This is a genomic window from Streptomyces sp. NPDC058326 (genome assembly GCF_042879855.1).
GTDB lineage: Bacteria > Actinomycetota > Actinomycetes > Streptomycetales > Streptomycetaceae > Streptomyces.
The window spans coordinates 78070-97504 of sequence record NZ_JBHVZO010000001.1; the positions used below are offsets into that span (position 1 = coordinate 78070).

17 protein-coding genes and 2 pseudogenes are annotated in these 19435 nt (G+C 70.0%); 11 read left to right on the forward strand and 8 right to left on the reverse strand.

The features are described from left to right. Nucleotides 1-9 precede the first annotated feature (9 nt). The 7 genes from ACFVYX_RS00330 (at nt 10) to ACFVYX_RS00360 (ending at nt 7542) form a co-directional block, all read left to right on the forward strand. On the forward strand, nt 10-2148 hold the full coding sequence (locus ACFVYX_RS00330; protein WP_389679030.1) for an AAA family ATPase: 2139 nt from the start codon (nt 10-12) through the stop codon (nt 2146-2148). Then, nucleotides 2145-4616 (forward strand): WD40 repeat domain-containing protein, encoded by a 2472-nt coding sequence (locus ACFVYX_RS00335; protein WP_389679031.1) that lies wholly within the window; start codon nt 2145-2147, stop codon nt 4614-4616. Before ACFVYX_RS00330 ends, ACFVYX_RS00335 begins: the two co-directional genes overlap by 4 nt. A 291-nt stretch (nt 4617-4907) precedes the next feature. Further along, nucleotides 4908-5591 carry an RES domain-containing protein gene (locus tag ACFVYX_RS00340; RefSeq protein WP_389679032.1) on the forward strand — a complete coding sequence of 228 codons (684 nt, stop codon included), beginning with the start codon at nt 4908-4910 and terminating at the stop codon, nt 5589-5591. A gap of 462 nt (nt 5592-6053) precedes the next feature. Then, complete coding sequence (locus tag ACFVYX_RS00345) at nt 6054-6452, forward strand: XRE family transcriptional regulator (RefSeq protein ID WP_389679033.1); 399 nt, start codon at nt 6054-6056, stop codon at nt 6450-6452. Between the two features lie 199 nt (nt 6453-6651). Continuing rightward, the gene (locus ACFVYX_RS00350; protein WP_389679034.1) at nt 6652-6948 is read left to right on the forward strand and encodes a hypothetical protein; all 297 of its coding nucleotides are present in this window, start codon (nt 6652-6654) and stop codon (nt 6946-6948) included. Continuing rightward, on the forward strand, nt 6945-7082 hold the full coding sequence (locus tag ACFVYX_RS00355) for a hypothetical protein (RefSeq protein WP_389679035.1): 138 nt from the start codon (nt 6945-6947) through the stop codon (nt 7080-7082). Before ACFVYX_RS00350 ends, ACFVYX_RS00355 begins: the two co-directional genes overlap by 4 nt. A gap of 58 nt (nt 7083-7140) precedes the next feature. After that, nucleotides 7141-7542: a dihydrofolate reductase family protein gene (locus ACFVYX_RS00360; protein WP_389679036.1), complete on the forward strand. Its 402-nt coding sequence runs from the start codon at nt 7141-7143 to the stop codon at nt 7540-7542. A gap of 57 nt (nt 7543-7599) precedes the next feature. Here the strand turns inward: ACFVYX_RS00360 and lepB are convergent, their stop codons facing one another. From lepB to ACFVYX_RS00385, 5 genes and pseudogenes are all read right to left on the reverse strand, one after another. Beyond that, nucleotides 7600-8250 carry a signal peptidase I gene (gene lepB, locus ACFVYX_RS00365; protein ID WP_389679037.1) on the reverse strand — a complete coding sequence of 217 codons (651 nt, stop codon included), beginning with the start codon at nt 8248-8250 and terminating at the stop codon, nt 7600-7602. Then, nucleotides 8247-8783, reverse strand: a complete 537-nt coding sequence (locus tag ACFVYX_RS00370; protein WP_389679038.1) for a hypothetical protein — start codon at nt 8781-8783, stop codon at nt 8247-8249. The genes lepB and ACFVYX_RS00370 overlap by 4 nt, the downstream gene beginning before the upstream one ends. Nucleotides 8784-8946: 163 nt before the next feature. After that, nucleotides 8947-10032 (reverse strand): hypothetical protein, encoded by a 1086-nt coding sequence (locus ACFVYX_RS00375; protein WP_389679039.1) that lies wholly within the window; start codon nt 10030-10032, stop codon nt 8947-8949. 13 nt (nt 10033-10045) lie between these two features. Beyond that, complete coding sequence (locus ACFVYX_RS00380; protein WP_389679040.1) at nt 10046-11065, reverse strand: hypothetical protein; 1020 nt, start codon at nt 11063-11065, stop codon at nt 10046-10048. A gap of 229 nt (nt 11066-11294) precedes the next feature. Then, nucleotides 11295-11432: pseudogene (locus tag ACFVYX_RS00385) on the reverse strand (transposase); the annotation flags it as partial. Nucleotides 11433-11831: 399 nt separating this feature from the next. On the opposite strand from ACFVYX_RS00385, the pseudogene ACFVYX_RS00390 reads away from it, so the two are divergent. Next, nucleotides 11832-13064 (forward strand): annotated as a pseudogene (locus tag ACFVYX_RS00390) (IS110 family transposase). 8 nt (nt 13065-13072) lie between these two features. Here the strand turns inward: ACFVYX_RS00390 and ACFVYX_RS00395 are convergent. Both ACFVYX_RS00395 and ACFVYX_RS00400 read right to left on the reverse strand, forming a co-directional pair. Continuing rightward, nucleotides 13073-13582, reverse strand: coding sequence for a hypothetical protein (locus ACFVYX_RS00395; RefSeq protein ID WP_389679041.1), 510 nt, complete (start codon nt 13580-13582; stop codon nt 13073-13075). 264 nt (nt 13583-13846) lie between these two features. Then, nucleotides 13847-14293 (reverse strand): hypothetical protein, encoded by a 447-nt coding sequence (locus tag ACFVYX_RS00400; protein ID WP_389679042.1) that lies wholly within the window; start codon nt 14291-14293, stop codon nt 13847-13849. 327 nt (nt 14294-14620) lie between these two features. Between ACFVYX_RS00400 and ACFVYX_RS00405 the strand changes: the two genes are divergently transcribed. From ACFVYX_RS00405 to ACFVYX_RS00415, 3 genes are all read left to right on the forward strand, one after another. After that, nucleotides 14621-15109 (forward strand): hypothetical protein, encoded by a 489-nt coding sequence (locus ACFVYX_RS00405; protein ID WP_389679043.1) that lies wholly within the window; start codon nt 14621-14623, stop codon nt 15107-15109. A gap of 107 nt (nt 15110-15216) precedes the next feature. Beyond that, nucleotides 15217-15771: a hypothetical protein gene (locus tag ACFVYX_RS00410; RefSeq protein ID WP_389679044.1), complete on the forward strand. Its 555-nt coding sequence runs from the start codon at nt 15217-15219 to the stop codon at nt 15769-15771. Further along, nucleotides 15768-16949 (forward strand): MAB_1171c family putative transporter, encoded by a 1182-nt coding sequence (locus ACFVYX_RS00415; RefSeq protein WP_389679045.1) that lies wholly within the window; start codon nt 15768-15770, stop codon nt 16947-16949. The genes ACFVYX_RS00410 and ACFVYX_RS00415 overlap by 4 nt, the downstream gene beginning before the upstream one ends. Before the next feature lie 93 nt (nt 16950-17042). Here ACFVYX_RS00415 and ACFVYX_RS00420 read toward each other — a convergent pair whose 3' ends face one another. Further along, nucleotides 17043-19022 (reverse strand): trypsin-like serine protease, encoded by a 1980-nt coding sequence (locus tag ACFVYX_RS00420; protein ID WP_389679046.1) that lies wholly within the window; start codon nt 19020-19022, stop codon nt 17043-17045. Between the last annotated feature and the right edge of the window lie 413 nt (nt 19023-19435).

Consider the following 19435-nt stretch of genomic DNA (forward strand, 5'->3'; position numbering starts at 1 on the left):
ACTAGTGAGATGAATCATGCGGGGGGACCTGTTGCGGGAAAGTCCGCGTCAGCCGGGGCCGACAGCGCCGCCGATCCATCGGAATTACGGACTCTCCTCACGCTCGCCGTTCGCGATTACGAGGACGATGACGAGGGCGGTCTGGACGAGGAGTTCGCGGAGGGCATCGACGAACAGCTGAGCGTCGTGGCCCGGTGGTGGGGACTGGACGGGGCACGCCCGGGCTTCCGTCAGGTACCGGCCCCGGAGCTGCGCTCGCGGGACGACGTCGAGGCCTTCCTGCGGACCGAGGAAGTGCGGGAGAAACAGGGCCTGGCGCTCGTCATGTTCATCACCGGCCATGGCATCAGCGGCTCGTCCGACGTTCACTTCCTCAAGCTCCCGCGGTCGGACGACAAGCGGCCGCTGGCAACCGCCGTAAGGACGAGCGACATCGTCGGTGCGGTGCTCGACTCCCACGTGAAGAACGTGCTGGTGATCGTCAACACCTGCTACGCGGGCGGCCTGCGCTCGGAGCTCGACGCCCTGTACAAGAACATCCGCCGTGACCGCCGCGAAGGCTGCCGTCTGGACGTGATCGCGACGTGCGGCCACGACCAGACCGTACAGGTGCGCAGGTTCCCGACCTTGTTGAGCGACCTGCACCGGCGGCTCCGGACGAATGCCGGCATCACCACGCCCCACCTCGCGGTGGCCGACTTCATCGCCGAGTACGAGAAGGGACTGCGGAACGAGGAGGACCGGCAGCGGTTCCGGTTGCACCATCTCATCGACGGCAGCGGGCCCACTTTCCAGAGCCCGTGCCTTCCCAACCCGGGGTACGTCGATCCTCACGCCGCCGGTTCGACGCTGAAGGAACTGGTCGCGGCCGAGCACTGGCTCGACCGGGCCACGGGACGTGCCCAGGAGGCCGACACCGGCTGGTACTTCCGCGGAAGGGAGACGCTCAACCGTCGGGTCGCGGCCTTCCTCGGACCGACACGGGACCGCGGCGTCCTTCTCGTCACCGGGGCTGTGGGCAGCGGCAAGTCGGCGGTCGTGGCACGGGCCGTCGTGCTCAGCGATGCCTCGTTCCGCCAGGATCCGCTCTACAAGGAAGCGTTCGAACTCGCCGCCGTGGACACGGTTCCTCCCGAAGGATCCGTCACCGCCGCCGTTCTGGCGCACCGTCGAACCGCCGCCCAGGTCGCCGCCGACATCCTGCGGGCTCTCGGCACCGAACCGGAGCCGACGACGCGGCCGGCGGACGACGCCTCGGTCCGCTGGTCACAGCAGCTCGTCGAGGTCGTACGTACCTCCGGCAAGCCCGTCACCATCGTCATCGACGGCCTCGACGAGTCCGTCGAATGCGCCCGAGTCCTCCACGACGTTCTCCAGCCCCTCGCCGCGTTCTGCTCTCCTCGTCTCCCTGGGCAGCGCCAGGCGGAGGAACCGTCGCGTGACCATCCTGATCCGGCCGTACGTCTCGTCCTGGGAGTACGTTCCAGCCGGCCGCTGCCCGGCGCCGCCGGTGACGTCACCGAGGACGAGGAGTACGGGCTGCTGAAGGCTCTCAGAGGCCTTTTCCCGGGAGCCGAGGTGGAGCGGACGGACGGTGACGACACCCGGAGCGACATCGAGGAGTACCTGACCGCACTGATCGGCGCGGGCGGCCGGGACGACGTGGCGCGCGAGGTCGCCGCCCGGATCGCGCCGATGATCACTCCTTCGTTCATCGACGCACGCCTCGCCGGTGAACAACTGCGGGCGTCGCCCGACCCCGCGGCCATGGCAAGCGACACCGCGTGGCAGGGCCGGCTGAAGCAGGGCATCCGTGGCCTGCTGCAGAGAGACCTGGAGATGGTCGAGGAGGAGGGACTTCCTGCCGAGGTGGCCCTGGCCCTGCTGCGGGCGGCAGCCTTCGCTCAGGGCGCCGGGGTCCCCTGGTCCAACATCTGGCCCAACATCGCGGGGGTGTTCCTCCGGCGAAGCCTTCCTCCCCAGGAATGGGACCTCATGATCGAGAAGCTGCTGACCGGCCGGCTCAGCGGCTACCTGGCCCATGACCACGAGGACGACCGCCGCGTGTACCGGCCCGCGCACGAAGCTGTGGCGTCGTTGCTGCGGGACACAGAAACTGACCTGCTCGCCGACGGGGGTGCCCGATGAAGGACCACCAGGAAGGCGGGCAGCCGCACGCCGACGTCCACCGTCGGATCGCGGCGGCGCTCGCCGATCTCGTACCCGCTGATCCGGGAGTGCCGCCCCACCCCTACCTGCGACGCCACCTGGCTGAGCACGCGGCACGAGGCCGGGTACTCGACGACGCGCACGTACCGCCGGCACTCCTCCCCTGGGAAAGCAGCCGGGAGGTCCGCCGGCTCCTCGCGACCGATGACGGCAACCCCGAAGCCAGCCGATGGCTCCGCACGTGGGCCGGACTTGAGCCCTTCGCACGGGCGGTGGACCCCGTGTCCCTGATGACCAGCCTGCAGCTGGCCCACAGCATCGCCGGGTACTCCGACGCCCCGTCCTCACCGCCGGCCGCGTTCGTCGACCCGCCGGTCACCCTGGAGTGGAGCGACAAGCCGACACTGCCCCGCCCCTGGGGCATCACCCGGCACACCGTCACGGCCATGGCGGCCGTGGAAGACTTCCGGGGGCGTACCGCTCTGATCGCCGCCGGCGACGACCGCGGCGACCTGCATGTCCTGCACCGCGACGGAAGCAACGCCTACGCACCCCTGTCCGTGCACGACGGCGTCATCGAGCACCTGCTCGCCCTGCCGGGAGGCATCGTCGTCAGCGGCGGCACCGATGGATCGGTGCACGTCATCGACACACGCCACGGCCGCCACCTCGCGGAGGCGATTCCTCGCCGCCCCGGCACATGGGTGTCCTCGCTGACCCTCTACCGGCCCCCGAACCACCCCCGGCTCATGCTGGCCGCCTTCAGCGACGGACACCTCGTGGCCTTGAACATAGGGACCTTCCACTCCACAGAGATCGCCCTGCCGGAGAACCTCTCCTACCCGCCGGTGCTCACCGGCCTGCCCACCCCCGAAGGGTGGGACAGGCTTCTGTACACCCAGCACGACGAGGTGCTGTCGTTCGACGGCACACGGTCGACCCATCAGTTACGGACTCCGGCCAGGATCCGCGCCCTGGTCGCGCTCCCCGCGTCCGCGTCCTTCGCCGTGGGCGACGAGGCGGGCAACCTCCTTCTCGGGACGACCGGGACGGCCGGGACGGCCGGGGCCGCCCAAAGTACCGGGACTACCGGGACCACCGGGACGACCGAGACCGCCGGGACGACCGAGACCGCCGGGACGACCGGGACCGCCGGGACGACCGGGACCGCCGGGACGACCGGGACCGCCGGAACGACCGGGACCGCCGGCGCCGCAGCGACGGTGGTCACCGCGAGCACCGGCCACCGGACGGTCCCCCCCTCCCACAGGGCCGCCGTCACCGCGCTGATGGCCACGCGTGTGGACCAGCACCTGGCGCTGGCCGCCTCCGACGCTCAGGGCACAGTCCGGCTCTGGGAGCTGCCGGGCCTCCGGCCGATCGGCAACCCCCTCCTCGCCCACACCGAGCCCATCACCGCCCTCTCCTCTCTCACCGTGGGGACCAGGGAACTGCTCCTCACGGCAGGAGCCGACTGCACCCTGCGGAGCCTGCCCCTGGCCGAAGAGGCCTTCGCCGCGGCGCCGCCCGTGCGGGAACGCGTCACCGCGAGTTCGTTGTCTCCGACCGTTCCGCACCTGCTCGCCACGGCCCGCGCCGGCCGCGTCGCCGTCCGCGACATCGCGACGCGGCGGCCGGTGAGGACCGTCCTCGACAACGCGGACGTGACAGCCCTCGCCTGGCCCGGCATCAGAGGCACGCAGCATCTGGCCGTCGCCCTCGAAGACCATCGCATCCTGGTGATCGACCCGGCGGACCCGCGGGGCGAGCCGCGTCACGAGCTCTCCGGCCACCATCTCCCCGCCCGGACGCTCGTCCCTCTGTCGGACGTTCACGCAGACCTTCTGGCGAGTGCCGGCCCGGACGGGCGGATCTGTCTGTGGAACCTGCGCACAGGCAGACTCCTGGCCGATTTCCCTGACCACGATCTCAGCGTCCAGTGCCTGGCCACGAGCCGCACACCTCACGGTCTGCTGCTGGCCTCGGGCGGCAAGGACGGCAACGTCCGGGTCTGGGACACGTCCACCTTGGAACAGCGCGGCCCCACCATCAGGTGCGATCAGTTCATCGTCAACGATCTGGCATTCGTCCCGGGGCCGGATGGCACGCACACACTCGCGAGCGCGGGGCAGGACGGCTCCCTCAAGTTGTGGAACACGGCGAGCGGCAGCCAAGTCGGTCGCTTCGACGCGGAGGACGGCGAACTCAGCGCGGTGACCGCGCTGACGCTCACGGCGCGACGACAGGTGCTCGTCGCCGCGGGACGGAGCAGTATCCACGTCTGGGAGACGGCCCGGGGGCCCGGAAAGCTCCTTCAGATCGTCACGGGCAGACCCGTCAGAGCGCTGAGGACCGTGATCGACGGCAGAAGGGACCGATCCGCCCTGGTGCTGGCAACAGGCGACGACGGGACCACCGTGTTCCGGCTGCACCTCGACCGGATCTGACCGGCGATGCGCCCTCTGTGTACCTCCGTGCTCCGGCCGAACACGTCAGCGCACCGCAAAGGCCGCCGTCACTCGCCGGAGAGCGCGGCGACAATGATCCACCCCGCGTGTCGCCGGCCGCGGTGTCCCCGGACTCCCTGAGAAGAATCGAGGAACGATGATCACAGCCTTAACCCGACCTGCCGGCCGTCCCGACCGGGGTTCCGACCGGGGTTCCGACCGGGGTTCCGCCCGGGGTTCCGCCCGGGGTTCCGCCGCACACCGGACGGCCGACACGACGGGAGGGCTCTCGTGACCACCCGGAACGTCACCCTCATCCCCGCCCCCGAGGAGGGCGTCTGGCGCCTGGGCCGGGCGAACGCCCCGCTTCAGTACAACCGAGTCGAGCCGGAGACCGCCGGCGGCTCGAATGCCGGCCGCTTCAGCCTCTACTCCTACGGAATGCTGTACTGCGCGAGCGCGATCACCGGCTGCTTCGCGGAAGCCCTCGCGACGTTTCGGGTGCCTCCCGAGATCCGCGACCTGATGAGCGACGCCGACCTCTCCCACACCGACCTCATGAAAGTCGGTCACATTCCCTCCAGCTGGCGGGAAGACCGCATCCTCGTCCGCCTCAAGCCGTCCGTCGAGGCCCGTTTCCTCGATGTGGACTCGGAGGAGACACGCGAGGTCCTCACCCGGGAGCTCAGCACCACACTCCAGGAGTGGAACATCACGGGGCCGCTGACCGACGAGCACATCCACGGTCGCGATCGCCGCGTCGCCCGACAGATCGCGGCGTGGGCCGTGAGCAGGCGCAACGAAGCCGGTCACCAGCTCGTCGAGGGCATCGCCTACCGATCCGGCTACGGCGGGAGAAGGTGCTGGGCGATACTCCGCGACACCGAACTGAACGAGGTGGAGCGGAGAGCCATCCACGTGGAGTCGGCGGAACTCAAGGAAGTGGCACTCGAATACGGGCTCACCGTGCGATGACACCGTTACGTCGTTCGGCCGTACGCGCTGTCACCCGATCCGGTCGACACTGTACGGCCGACGAACCGGCCCGATCCGTCGACGATCCGCACGAACGCGCAGGCCGTACGCACCCATCGACTCCTCCGAGCGGGGATTCAGGTGTGTTTTCGCGTGGGGAAAACCATGGAGTAAGGGTGTGCTAAGCGGGTACGCTTCAGTCAACACGACGAGGGAGACGCCATGTTGAAGATACGCAGAGATCAATTACCCGGGCTCAGCCACGAGCACGTCCCACTCAGCACGTCCCCACTCCTCCTCAAGGCCGAGACGGTGCGCTGCCCCCGGCAGCAAGCAGGACGCGAGCGGAAGCGGCTCTCCTAGCCCTCTCCCACCAGCGTCCGTACCCCATCGCCACGCCACATCTGTGGCACGCCTCTTGCTGACGCGCCCTCACCGGCGGTCGGCGAGGAACGAGGAGACATGCAGACACAGCAGACCGAGCGAGCACGCACGGCCGAAGCCGAAGCACGCGCCCACCAGGCATCCATGGACGTCCCGATCTCAGAGATCGCGCAGTTCCTCCAGGACACCTTCAGCCAGCGCACGGTGGCCTTCCTCGCCGGCATCAAGGACCCCAAGCAGGTCGGCAGGTGGTGCAAGGAGCAGAACGCACCGCGCTACGACTCCGAAGTCCGGCTGCGCACGGCCTTCCAGGTGTTCCGGTACGTGGAGGAGCGCGAGAACCGGCACATCGCCCGCGCCTGGATGATGGGCATGAACCCGCAGCTGGAGGACGACGCCCCGCTGCAGGCGATCGCCGGTGATCGCTTCAAGGACGTCATGGCCGCCGCACGCTCATACCGGCAGGGCGACCTCTGACGAAGCCGGTTCGGCAGCTGGAGGGCCCGCACGAGCACCGTCGCGGCCGGCCGGCGGACGACACAGCACCTCCGCCGAGCCGCGCCGGCCGGGGCGACCCGGTCGACGGCCCCGTCCTCACGGCCGTGCACCGCGCCTGTCGTCGTTCGGGCGGGACGCCGCATCGGAGTCGCGTTCGGTCGGTTCGTCAGGGCTGCCGGTGGGCGACGCCGAGGACCGCCTTGCCCACGATGCGGCGCTCCAGGAGCGCCTCGGCCGCCGCGCCCGCCTCCGCGCGGAGGGCAGCGTCGACGACGTACGGCCCGGAAAGCACCTGTCCTACCGGCTCTCCCCGCTGCTGCCCGACGGTCGCGTCGCCTTCACCGCCCACGAGATCGGTTTCGGCCAGAGCCTCGACAAGCTCGCGGCGAACATCGCTGCGGACACCCGTTCCGCAGACGCACACGACACCGACGGCGCGGCCTCACAGCCTCACCGGCAGGACCCACAGCCATGACCGACCCCACCGCACGCAAAGTGACCGCGAACATCGCCATCACCCTCGACGGGCGCTACAACGGCCCGGGCGGGCCCGGCGACATGGGCTCGATCGTCCGCTACGCGACCCCGACGTCGCGCTCGACCACATGACCCGCATCTGGTCGAGCGCGACGACCGCCCTGCTCGGCCGGGTCAACGCCGAGGGACCTTGGGCTACTGGCCGACCGTCGCGGCGGACGAGAACGCCGACCCGCGCGACCGCGGCTACGCGAAGTGGCTCGTGGACACGGAGAAGGTCGTCCTGTCCACCACCCTGACCGAGGTCCCGTGGGAACGCACCCGCCTCATGGCCGGCCCCGTCGCCGACGTCGTCGCCGAGCTCAGGTCCACCGGCGAGGGCGACATCCTCGCCAACACCAGCCCGAACGTCATCAGGCAACTCCTCGCCGGCGACCTGGTCGACCGGCTGTACCTGCTGGTCTGCCCGGAGATCGCCGGCGGCGGGCAACGGCTCTTCGACGACGGTCTGCCCGGCTCGCCGTGGAAGCTCACCCGCCACGAGTCCGGCGAACTGGGCGAGATCGCGATGATCTACGACCGCCTCCGCTGACCACCCCGCCCGGCGCCGGGAGCTGCGGTCGTCGTTGCCCCGCGGCGCCCGTCGCCTTTACCCCTGGGGGTGTTCTGTGCGGGGGGACCGCCTCGCCCCCCGCGTGACCTGGTAAGCGATCTCCATCGCGAGCCCGCCGACGGTGCCGAGCAGCCCGGCCAGCGCTGTCAGTACCAGCAGGAGCAGTCCTGTGTGGCTGTCCAGGGCCCTGGCCTGGACCGTGGTGGCCGCGACGCTGCCCGACCGTGCGCTGAGCGAGAAGCGGGAGTCGTTGGAGTTCGCGCGGTGGTCACCGAGCAGGAACAGCCTCCCCTCGGGCACCACCACGTCGTACGCGGGCGCCGCGCCGGACGGATCGCCGTCCTTCACGTACGGCTCCGTCAGCGGCCTGTCGTTCACCGTCACCGGCCCGCCGGGGCTCTGACGGACGTGGTCGCCGCCCATGCCGATCACACGACGCAGCACGGACCTGTCCTCGTGGCGGTCACCACTCCGGTGGAGCACCACATCGCCCCGCCTGACCTCGTCCGCGTCGATTCGTTCGAAGAACACGCGGTCGCCGCGTGCGTATGTCGGGTCCATGGCATCGCCGTTGACGGTGGCTGTCGTATACCCGGTGGCGAGAAGCGCTGTCGCGCCCACGGCCGCGGCCAGCCCCGCTGCGCCCAGTACCCGTCCGGTGAGCCGCGGTCGGCGCCGGCTCGTCATGACACCGGGCCGATCGGGTGGAAGCCCGGCTCCGGCATCAGACGCGCGATGGAGAAGGGTTCGGAATCCGGGTCCGTCAGGACGCGGTGGACGAACTCGGAAGTGGACATGCTCACCTCGTGCCAGGAGTACGGGTTGCCCTGCGTGACGATCGGCCAGGTCGACGGGTCCTCCTCCGAGGACGCCGGCCGGAAGTAGTCGCACTCCATCTCCGCGAAGGCCCACGGAATCAGGCCTCGACGGCCGGGCCGGTACACCTGGTACGGCTCGGGGACGGGATCGACCCCTTCCTCAGGGCTGGTGTCGAGGTATCTGTGCCAGATATGGGCCAGGTCGAACTGACGCCTGGCGTCGACGCTCAGGATCCTCATGAACTCCGAGGATTCTCCCGTTCCGAAGGTCTCGGCGAGTTTCTTGTGGTCCGCGGGCAACGCCGTGCCGAATTCTTCCTCGATGCTGTTCCAAGGGAATTCCAGCCGAAGCGGCTCCCAGTTCGTGGTCTCGGCGATGCGCTCGACCCACATTCCTTCCACACTCCGATCGAAGGAACCCTCTGCTCGTACGTGGTGGCGGTGGCCGGCCATCCGTAGAGGCGTGCGTGGCCGCCGACTCGATGCCGTGCCCGGCCGGCGTCGCGCTCTACCGGACGGGCCCGGGACGCGTCGCGCGCCCGGGCCCGTCCCGTATCGGTGCAGGTCAGCGGACCTGGACGGATGCGACCAGAGTGTTCAGGTCCGGCCAGAGCTTCTTGTTCGTCTCCGGCAGTACGACCCACAGCACCGAGGGGCGAACCCGCCCGGTGTCGACCACGAGGACCGCGTTCAGGTCCATCGTGGACGGCACCCCGCGTTTGTGGAAGTGGATCTCGCTGACCAGCAGCCAGGCGTCATGTCCGTCGACCTTCAGCGGCTGCGAGGCGACGTCGACCAGGATCGCCTGGTCGCGGGGGTACTCGTAGCGCCGCCGCTCGTCCATCACCGCGCCCGCCACGCCCCGCAGCTCCCCGGTGCCGCCGGCCGCGGCCATGATGTCCTCGTCGACCTGCGTGGACTTCACAAGTGCGCGCTGGCGCCCCTCCTGCTTGCGGGTGAAGCCGTCGAAGACCGGATCCAGCGTCTTGCTCCGGTCCCACGTGCCGCCCAGCTCCGCGTACTCCAGGGAGGAGTCCGTGACGGTGCCGATGACCGGCGAGCCCTCGCCCGGGTAGTCCGGCACCTTGACGGTCCCGGTGAGCCGGCGCTCCTCGGGCAGCGGGGAGGCGCCGGGGGTGAGAGTGGGCACGGGGATGCCCCGCTGCGGGGCGTCCGCGGTGCTGCCCGCGCAGGTGGCGGACGAGGAGTCCGGTGTGCTGTGTGCCTGCTGGACCACCTTGCCGCCGACCAGCACGGTGCACGTGAGAGTGCCCCCTTCCTGGTCCTCGCGGCTTCTGACGTCCAGATAGAAGTCGGCGCCCGCCGCCAGCTCGACGGTCTTGCGGTACGGCAGGATGACGATCCCGTGGGGCTCGTGGTTGCCGTTCGCCTCCCCGACGGTGAGGTTCACCGAGGGGTGGTCGCCCGTCGCGATGTAGGTGACCTCGACCCGCCGGGGTTCCTTTTCCGGGGATGCCCCGTCGTCGCTCGGGTCGCCGATGGCCAGGGCCAGGCCCACCGCGCCGAGCGTGACCACCTCGAAGAGGATCACCAGGGCGCCGACCAGGTAGAACCCGCCCGGGATCCGGTCGAAGATCTTCTTGCCGCGGCCGGAGTGGAACTCGCGTCTCGGCTGGGATGTCTGCGTCATGTCGTCCTCCCCCTCACGCCCGGCCGCTGTCGCCGGACCGGCGGTCGGCCGGCTCGTCGGCGAACCGCGTGGCCAGCAGCCCCGCCTCCCGCGCCTCGTCCAGTATCCGGTGCAGGTCCTGGAGCCGTGACCGGTCGGCGAGCCCCTCGATCTCGGCGACGGCCAGCTCGTCCCGCACCGTGTTCACCACCAGCTCGTGCATGTCCTCGCCGAGTTGCTCCAGCTCTCGTACGGCCTCCCACTCGCGGTACGCCGCGTCCGCCGCGCGGGTGTTCTCGGCGTACCGCTCCAGCGCCTCCACCCGCTCCTCCAGCGCGCTCGACGACAGCCGCAGCGCCTGCCGCTGAGTCCGCAGCACCTCCTCCACCCGCGAGCCGGAGGCGTCCCCGGCAGCGGTGCGCACCTTCCGCGCCAGCCGGGTCAGCTCGGCCAGGCGCTGGGCGATCTCGTACTGTTGGGCCGGCAGCGTCACGTCGTTGGCGATGTCGTCCAGCAGCCCTTCCCGGTCGACCTGTGACTGGAGTACCGCCGTCACGGCGGCCTGGGCGCGCTCCATCCGGCGCAGCGGCGAGTGGCCCAGCAGCTCGCGCAGGGAGTCGTCGCCGAAGTCCTCGGCCAGGTAGTAGCGGCCGTGGCGCAGCCGGGCCACCCGCTGCCGCTCGTCGGTCCCGCAGCCGAGGACGACGATCAGCAGCCAGGCCAGCAGGTGCACGCCCACAACGGTCAGGACGAACGCCTCGAACCCGAACTGGACCCCGACCCAGATCAGCCCCGCCTGCGCCGCGAGCCCGACGGCCAGGCCGGACCACACGCCGATCAGCGCCCACAGGATCGTCACCGGCAGTAGCGCGCACACCGCGGAGACCCCCAGGGCCGTCCAGATGTCCGCCTTGGTACGGCCGCCCAGCCCCGGCTCCTCGGGCAGCGGCAGCGTGGCGGGGAAGAGTCCGTCGGCGGACTTCTCCAGCAGCGCGCGCTCCGCGTCCTCGAGGGCCGGATCCACCACCGGCCGCAGCGCAATGTCCTGCGCCATTCAGCAACACCCCCACAGGTTGGGGGAGATCGTGACACACGCCGGAGGGGCTGCCCACGCCACCCCTGTTCCCGGCCGCTGACCGAGACGGCGCGAACCCGAAGACCAACTGTCTGCCGCCCTTGGCCTGATGCCGCTGAGGCCGACAGGGTGCGGCTCGCAGCCAGGGGCGCGAGAGGCGCCCCTGTCCGGTAGCCGGCGCCCCCGGTCCTGCGCCCGGGGACCCTGTCCGGGCGATGCCGAGCATGGCATGGTGGACGCCGTCGCCTTCGAGGCGGCAGTCGCGGAGGATCTTCCAGGTCTTCATACGGGCGAAGATGTGCTCGACGCGGGCTCGGACTTGCTTGTGGGACTTGTTGTGTTCCTCTAATTCGTTAGCAATTAGAGGTTCTGGATCTCTGACGGGCCCGGGGCGGCGTTGTCCAGCCCAGGGCAGGACGTGTGTGGTCCGGTCGGTGCCGTGGTGACCCCTACGACACCTCCGACCGATCAGGTCTGTGGAAAGACCGGTGGCGCTGTGGTGCCGGCCGGTCCTCGCACGTTCTGCCCCCACAGGCCCGTCGGGTTCGGGATCCTCGATGGATGAGCTGCCGCACGGTGACGCGTTACTCCTCACGAGCCTCGAGCTCTGGACACGGCGTGCGCCCGTGCGGTCCGGCGGTGCCGCGCACGGCTGATGAGGTGGCGGACCTTAGAGTCCTGGAATTAGTGCGCCGTGCGGCCCGTGTGCTCGCCTTCAAGAACAGCACCGGCGAAGGGGCGGGGAATGGACGTGTTCTGCGGGATCGACTGGGCGGAGGGACACCACGACGTTGCGATCATCGACAACAGCGGCAAACTGCTGGCCAAGTGCCGCATCGACGACGACCTGGACGGCTACCAGTTCCTACTCGACCTCCTGGCCGAGCACGGTGACAGCGCCGATACGCCGATCCCGATCGCGATCGAGACCAGCCGCGGCCTGCTGGTCGCCACCCTGCGGACCGGCACCCGGCAGGTGTTCGCGGTCAACCCGATGGCCGCATCCCGATACCGCGACCGGCACGGTGTGAGCCGCAAGAAGTCCGACCCCGGCGACGCCCTGGTCCTGGCCAACATCATCCGCACCGACATGCACATGCACCGGCCCCTGCCCGCGGACAGCGACCTGGCCCAGGCCATCGCCGTCCTCGCCCGCGCCCACCAGGACGCAGTCTGGAACCGGCAGCAGATCGCCAACCAGCTCCGCTCGCTGCTGCGCGAGTACTACCCCGCCGCGATCGAAGCCTGGCGGGACAAGGCCGGGGCACTGACCCGGCCGGATGCCAGGAAGGTCCTCGGGGCGGCTCCCACCCCGACTCTCGCCGCCCAGCTGCCCACGTGGAAGCTCCGGCTGATGCTGACCAACGCGGGCCGCAAGCGCGGCATCACCGAAGACGCCGAACGGCTGCACACGCTCTTCCGGCAGCCCGCCGCCCGCCAGCTGGCCGCGGTCGAAGAGGCCATGGGCATCCAGGCCAAGGCCCTGCTCACTCAGCTCAATGCCGCCTGCAAGGCCGTCGACGAGCTCGCGAAGGCGGTCGAGCGGACCTTCCGCACCCATCCCGACGCGCCGATCATGCTCAGCTTCCCCGGCGTCGGGCCTGGAGTCGGTGCGCGCCTCCTGGCCGAGATCGGTGACGACCGGACCCGGTTCGCCACCGCCGGCGGCCTGAAGGCATACGCGGGCTAGGCCCCGATCACCCGGGCCTCCGGCAAACGCAAGTACGTCGGCCGCCGGTTCGTGAAGAACAACCGACGCAACCACGCCGGATATCTGTGGGCCTTCGCCACCCTCAGCCACTCACCCGGAGCCAACGCCCACCACCGGCGCCGCCGCGAGGCCGGAGACTGGCATGCCCAAGCCCTGCGGCACCTGTTCAACCGCATGCTCGGACAGCTCCACCATTGCCTCCAGAACCGGGTGACTTTCGACGCCTCCATCGCCTTCCCCGCAGGGCACGAAGCCGCTGCGGCGTGACCAGGGGGCTACGCCTCTGACTGAGCCATGGCGAGACCGGAGCTGACGGGACGGTCGTCGTTGACGAGGATGAGCCGGTTTCCGGCCCAGGTATCGAGCCGGTCGCACGCCCAGGCGGGGTCATACGCTGCCGTGGGGAGCTGGGGTATGCGCTTTCGGCCGGTGTCGTCGAGCCGGTAGGGGACCTCGAAGGCCGTGTTCCAGCCGTCCAGGTTCGAAGCAAAGCGCTCTTCCGCTTCTGCTGGACCGATGCCCAGGTACTGGGCGATATCCGTCCAGGAGCTGCCTCGCTCGCGTTCGTAGATCACGGCCGAGACCAGGGCGCGCTCTGCGAGTTCGATGAGTTGGAATGCCTGGCTGACCCGGCCCCCGGGGCCGGTGTCGGGGTCGTTCTCGGTGGCGACCAGGCCGGCGGCGCCATCGGCGACGTCCGCGGCGTGATCGCAGAGGACCAGGCGTGCCAGAGCCTGGCGGGTGAATCGGGCACGGTCGGCGTCGTAAGGGGTCGTCTCAGTCACCCGCACAGCCTCTCAGGATGCGTCCGCACCGAGTACGCGATTTCTGCCTTGGACAGCTCTCCGCTTGACGGCTTAGCAGCATGAGGTGTCTTTCCAGTCCGGGAGTTCGGCCTGGCCGCGCTGCCGGCGGGGCCGCTCAAGAAGCGGACGGTCGGTTGCAGCCGCCGCCGACACCGGCGTATGGACGAAGGGCCAGGCCGCCACGCTGAACACCGTCTCCGGACACCGCGACGGCTACACCACGCTCTGCCCCGGAGCGACCCTCTACTCCGCGCTCCCCGGAGTCCGTACGGCCGCGGGCGGTCCCCGTACGCCACCGGAAACTGACGAGCACGACCATCGCCCGCGGCACCGACACACAGCCGGCCGTCGCACCGCTGCCATGGACGGGCAGGAAGATCCCGGCCCGCGGCCGGGAACGGCGGGCCACCGGTTGAAGTCGATGACGAGCGCCTTGGCGTACCGCGTCGGATGGTTGATCAGATGCTCGCTGCCGCGCTCGCCGGACTCGGTGAGCGGGAAGTCCGCGCCCTCAGTGGTGTGCATCCGGTTGTAGAACTTCGACTCCGGGTCCCGCACCCACCAGTGACGGTCGTCGACCCTCGTGTACGGCATCGCGGTTCCACCGGACTCGCCCCCGAGACCCTCGGTGATCGTGTACGTGCCCGACGGCGTGGTGTACGTGTTCTGCCGGCGGGTCGCGCCGTCCACGACACCATGGGAGCCCACGCGCCCGGCGCTCGCGGAGTCGTGAGGTCGGGATCCGACGCGTACAGATCCACGGCATCCGCCTTGAACTCCGAGGAGTAAACGTTCATTACCCTCAGCGACATCGCTCTCTCCGGCCCCTCAGGGCCCGGCGTCCAGATGTCTGTCCAACAGGAGGAATCACCCCCGTCCTCCGCACATCCGGGCAGTGGGCCGGGCAGCCGTACCTCCCCGGCGCCGGGGGAAGGTCAGTGTGTCCTCCGCCCGGGACGCCCGGTGCCCGGCCTCGCCCGGCGGATAGAGTCATGGCAATCGCAGGAGGGAACGCGCATGACACGAGAGGATTCTGACCCGCCCGAGGGCACGGCCGCTTCCGGGGAGGACGCGTCCTCCCCGGAAGCGGAGCTGCTCGGCCGACGGATCGAGTACCTCTTCACCTACGTACAGCCACTGGGTCGGCGATTCACGCTCCAGGAGGTCGTCGACGGGATCAAGGAAGCCGCGGGCCCCAACGACGTGAAGCTGTCCGTCGGTCGGCTGTGGGCCCTGGCCAAGGGCAAGGCACCCAACCCGACGGTGGGAACGCTGCGGGTCCTGGGCGACTTCTTCGGCGTCCCGCTCGCCTACTTCATCGACGACGAGGTCGAGGCCCGGGTGTCGGCGCAGCTCGCGCTGATCGCCGCGATGCGCGCCAACGACGTGCGTTCGGTGGCGCTGCGGGCGGCCGCGGTGGCGACGATGTCCACGCAGGGCATCGAGGCGGTGCGCTCCGTCATCGAACGGGCACGGAACGCTCCGGCCGCGCCACCGACCGACTGACCTGCGCACTGCCCGTGCGCTGCCTGTGTAAAGTCTGGCGCCGGAGATCGTTGGCGGCCGTGCGGGGCCCCGCGATCGGATGAACAGCGAGAGGGAACTCGGGGCGCATGGACCGCCGTGACTGGCGTGAGCTGAGAACGCGGTACGAGACCCTGATCGGACGTTTCACCCTCTCTCACCCCTTCCAGGTCGACGAGCTCTGCGCGGCCATCGCCGCGGAGCGCGGCCGGCCGCTGCACCTGCTCCCGATGCCCGCGGTCATGCCCGTCGGCGCCGGAGTGTGCGGCATGTGGGTGTCGTTCGGCACCTCCGACCACGTCTACTACAACGTGGTGACGAGCCGTCCGCACCAGACGCACATCGTGCTGCACGAACTGGCCCACATCCTGCTCGACCACCGCGAACCCACCGCCCCCGAGCCCGGGATGCTCGCACAGCTCTTCCCCGACCTGGACCCGGCCATGGCCGCCCGGTTGCTGGGACGCACCCGGACGAAAGCCACGACGCGGCAGGAACAGGAGGCCGAGTTGCTCGCCTCCGTGATGTGGCAGCACTTCAACGTCGCACCGGCAGCCGCCGCATCGGCTCCCCCCGAAACGGCCGATACCCTCAACCGGGTGATCGGCGCCTTGTCCCGACGCACCACCCTGAGGCCCCGTTGAGGATTTTCGATCTCGTCGTCGTCCCGCCTCTGTGGCTGTTCGTGTGCTGGAAGGCGCCGGGGCTGCGCTCGGCGCCGCGACAGGACCGCCTCATGTGGCTGATGTGGGCCATCTGGGCCGTCGCGTTCACCCTCGGCGTGCCCGCGGTCCGCCGGGTCGTCGACGCGGCCGTGGAGGTTCCGAGCTTCACGAACCTGCCGGTCCACATGCTGTCGCTGTGCGCGATGGGGGCGCTGTTCGAGTTCATCCGCGAGGCGACCGGGGCCCGGGTCCACCGGTTCTCCGGGCTGCGCTGGATCCTGCTGGGACTGGCGGAGGCCGGGCTGATCGCCACCTTCGCCGCGAGCCCGCTCCCGGACGGGGAGACCGACCTGGTGACCGTGACCCGGTCACCGATGATCACCGCGTACTGGATCATCTTCCTCGGCTACATCCTGTACGGGGTGCTCAGCGCGATCCGCCTGTGCTGGCGGTACGGGCGGCACGCCGCGCCCGGCCCGACCCGGACGGCGATGCAACTGCTGGGACTGGCCAGCTCCTTCGGGCTGCTGTACGTCGTCCACCGGCTCGCCCACCTGGTGGCCGCGCTCACCGGCCGGAGCCTGACCGGCGCACCCGGGGTGGTCGTCACCACGCAGGTCCTCCTGGCGTGCACCCTGCTGCTACTCGTGGCCAGTGTGAGCTGGCCGTTCCTCGCCGGGTGCGCGACGCGGGCCCGGCTGCACCGGCAGGTGAAGGCCATCCGTCCGCTGTGGCGGCTCCTGACGGAGTCGACGCCGGAGGTGGTCCTTCCCCTGCCCGCGGGCCTGCACAAGGACATCGACATGGTCCGCTACCGCTGCCTCATCGAGATCCGCGACAGCGCCCTCGCCCTCTCCGGTCACGTCTCGCAGGAGCAACTCGAAGCCGTACGAGACGCCCTGGCGGAATCGGGGCTCCGCGGTGTCGAGCGGGACGCGACGGCCGAGGCGGCCGTCCTGCTGTACGCGGTGCGGGCCGAACGCGCCGGTGAGCCGTCCCGGTTCCCCGAACGGGCCTTGGTGCGGGACGGCGGCGACCTGGACACCGACGCCGCGTGGCTGCGGAAGGTCGCGGCAGCCGTCCGCTCGTCCGCGGCGGAAGAGGCCGTTGTTCTGCTCCGCGAGCACGTGGACACGGCGGTCCTCGCCTCCGAATGACGGCGGCGCCGGTCTCCAGGACTGAAGTCGTGGAGACCGGCGCCGTGTTCACGTTCCGGCTGGTGTGGGCCGGTGTGTGTGGGGGGGGGTGGGTCAGCCGTTCCAGGTGCCCGTGATGGCGTGGGCGCCGGGGGCGGCGGGCAGGCCCTGAAGGGGGACGGTGCCGGTGGTGGCCCAGGTGCGGTCGGCGTGCCGGACGGTGTGCAGGAGCTTGCCATCGGCGGTGGTGACGGTCACGACGACCTCGCCGGCGACGGTGGCGGTGGCGACGGACTTAGCGGTGACCGTGCCGAGGATGCTCTTGATCTCGGTCAGCGGAGCCCAGGTGCCGTCGAAGTTACGGACCGCGTGGTACTGGCGGGTGCCGTTGTCGGTGGCGACGACGATGTGCGTCTCGTCTCCGGAGCCGGTCGTGCTGACGGAGGTGATCGGACCGGTGGCGCCGGCGGCGCCGGCGACGTCGCCCCAGGCGAGCCAGTTGCCGTTGCCCTGGCGGATGGTGTGGAAGGCCTTGCCGCCGCTGATCGTGGTGACCTGGAGTTCGCCGCGGACCACGGCGGCGGCCGCGGCCGTCACGTTGGCGACCTTGCCGGAGGTGACGTCCTTGAACGGCGTCCAGTGACCGGTCGCGTTGCGGACAGTGTGGAACGCCTTGCCGTCGGCGACCGCGACGACGTGCAGGTCCTCGCCGATGTTCGAGGCGGTGACGCTGGTCAGGTTGCCCAGGGCGTTGGCCGCGCCGAAGACGTCGCCGAAGGTGCCCCAGGTGCCGTCCTGCTTGCGGATGGTGTGGAAGAGCCCGCCGGCGTTGGTGACGGCCAGGACGTGGCTGTCACCGTTCATCCCGACGACCGCCGAGCTGCGGATCGCGCCGATGCTGCCGGCACCCTGCGTCTGGACGTCGTTGAAACCGGTCCAGGAACCGTCCGCCAGACGGATGCCCTGGTAGAGGCTGCTGCCCGACTGGACCAGAGCCTGCGTACGCCAGCCCGGAGACAGCGCACGGACCCGCTGGATCCAGTCGCCCTGGTCGTCGACACGGGTGCTGAACGCGCCGGTGCGCAGCTCAGCGTTCGAGGTGCCGAGGCAGCTGCCCTGCCAGGCACGGCTGACCACGCCGACGAGGGTCGGCTTGTCGGTCATCATGCGCAGCGTCGACGCACCCGCGTCGCCCTTGCAGACGGTCGCGTCGGCCGGGGTCTTCGCGGCCAGGTCGAAGCCGGTGGCGGCAGTGGTGCCCACGCTGAAGGCCGCGCTGTGACGGGCGACGGAGCCCCAGCCCTCCTTGGTACGGCCGTACCCGACGACGTCGAACTGCTCACCGGTCGTGGGGGCGGCCGAGGAGACGAAGACGGGCGTGATGCCGGTGGCCGGGTTCGCGAGGCGGACCATGACCAGGTCGCGGTCCGGGTGCGGCACCAGTTCGGTGGCGTCGGTGGTGAAGCCGGAGCTCGACATGATCCAGGCCTTGCCGACCGAAACCTTGGTCTTGTCCTTCGGCGCCCCCGCCGCGACGGTGTTGCTCTCGGCGGGCTTGTCGGCGAAGCAGCTCTTGGCGGTGAGCACCCAGTACGGGTCCACGAGCGCGCCGGAGCAGCTCTTGGTGTCGCCGATCTCCAGCTTCGCGTTGAACTTGAGCGCCTCGTCGTTGATGGGCTGACCCGCCATCCGCGGGGCGGAGGAGCCGGTGATGCGCATCTCCAGCAGGACGGCCTGCTGGGGGTCCGTGGCCGAGCCCTCGCCGATCGCCTTGACCGTGTCCTCGGGAACGTCCACGGTCTGCGTGGTGCTGTTGATCGAGATGGCGGCCTGGACGTCCCGGTCGATGGTCTCGATGCGGTAGGCGCGCGGGATGTTGACGGCGAGGTAGCCGGTGTTGTTGGCCTTGAAGCAGATCGTGGAGTCGTTCGTCTTCAGGTACCGCGCCCACACCATGATCTGGTACGGGCCGTCGCAGCTCGTGAACTTGATGCCGCCGTCACCGGCGATCAGGTCGGCGCCGGTGGCGCTCAGGATGCCGTCCCTGTTGGGGTAGGCCCCGTCCTCGAAGGCGAAGGGCGCGGCTGCGTTCACCGGCACTTCCTCGACCGCGGATGCGGTCTGCGTCGGAACCCCCAGTACGACGGCCGTGGTTGCGGTGGCAGCAGCCAACCATCTACGAGTATGCAAGGCGATGACTTCACTTTCCTGAAACCAGTCTCGGCTACGCGTCCGTGTAGGCGAGAGGAGCCCGACGCTTCCGGGTGACGACAAGTTGCAGTCCGCTCCGTTGCGGACTGACAGAACCGGCCTGGGGAGCCGCGCCGCAGCATAGCCAGGAATTTCATTGAAGTGAATCTCAAGCCGACTTGGAACAATTGGAAGCTGTCATTCCGAATGCTCCCGGTCTTGGGGTGGGGCCAAGGAAGGTAACTCACCGGCGGTGTGCGACCCTGGGCCTCGCTCGGTGCTGCTGGTGCGTCACCGGGCCCTGGGGAGCCGGAGTT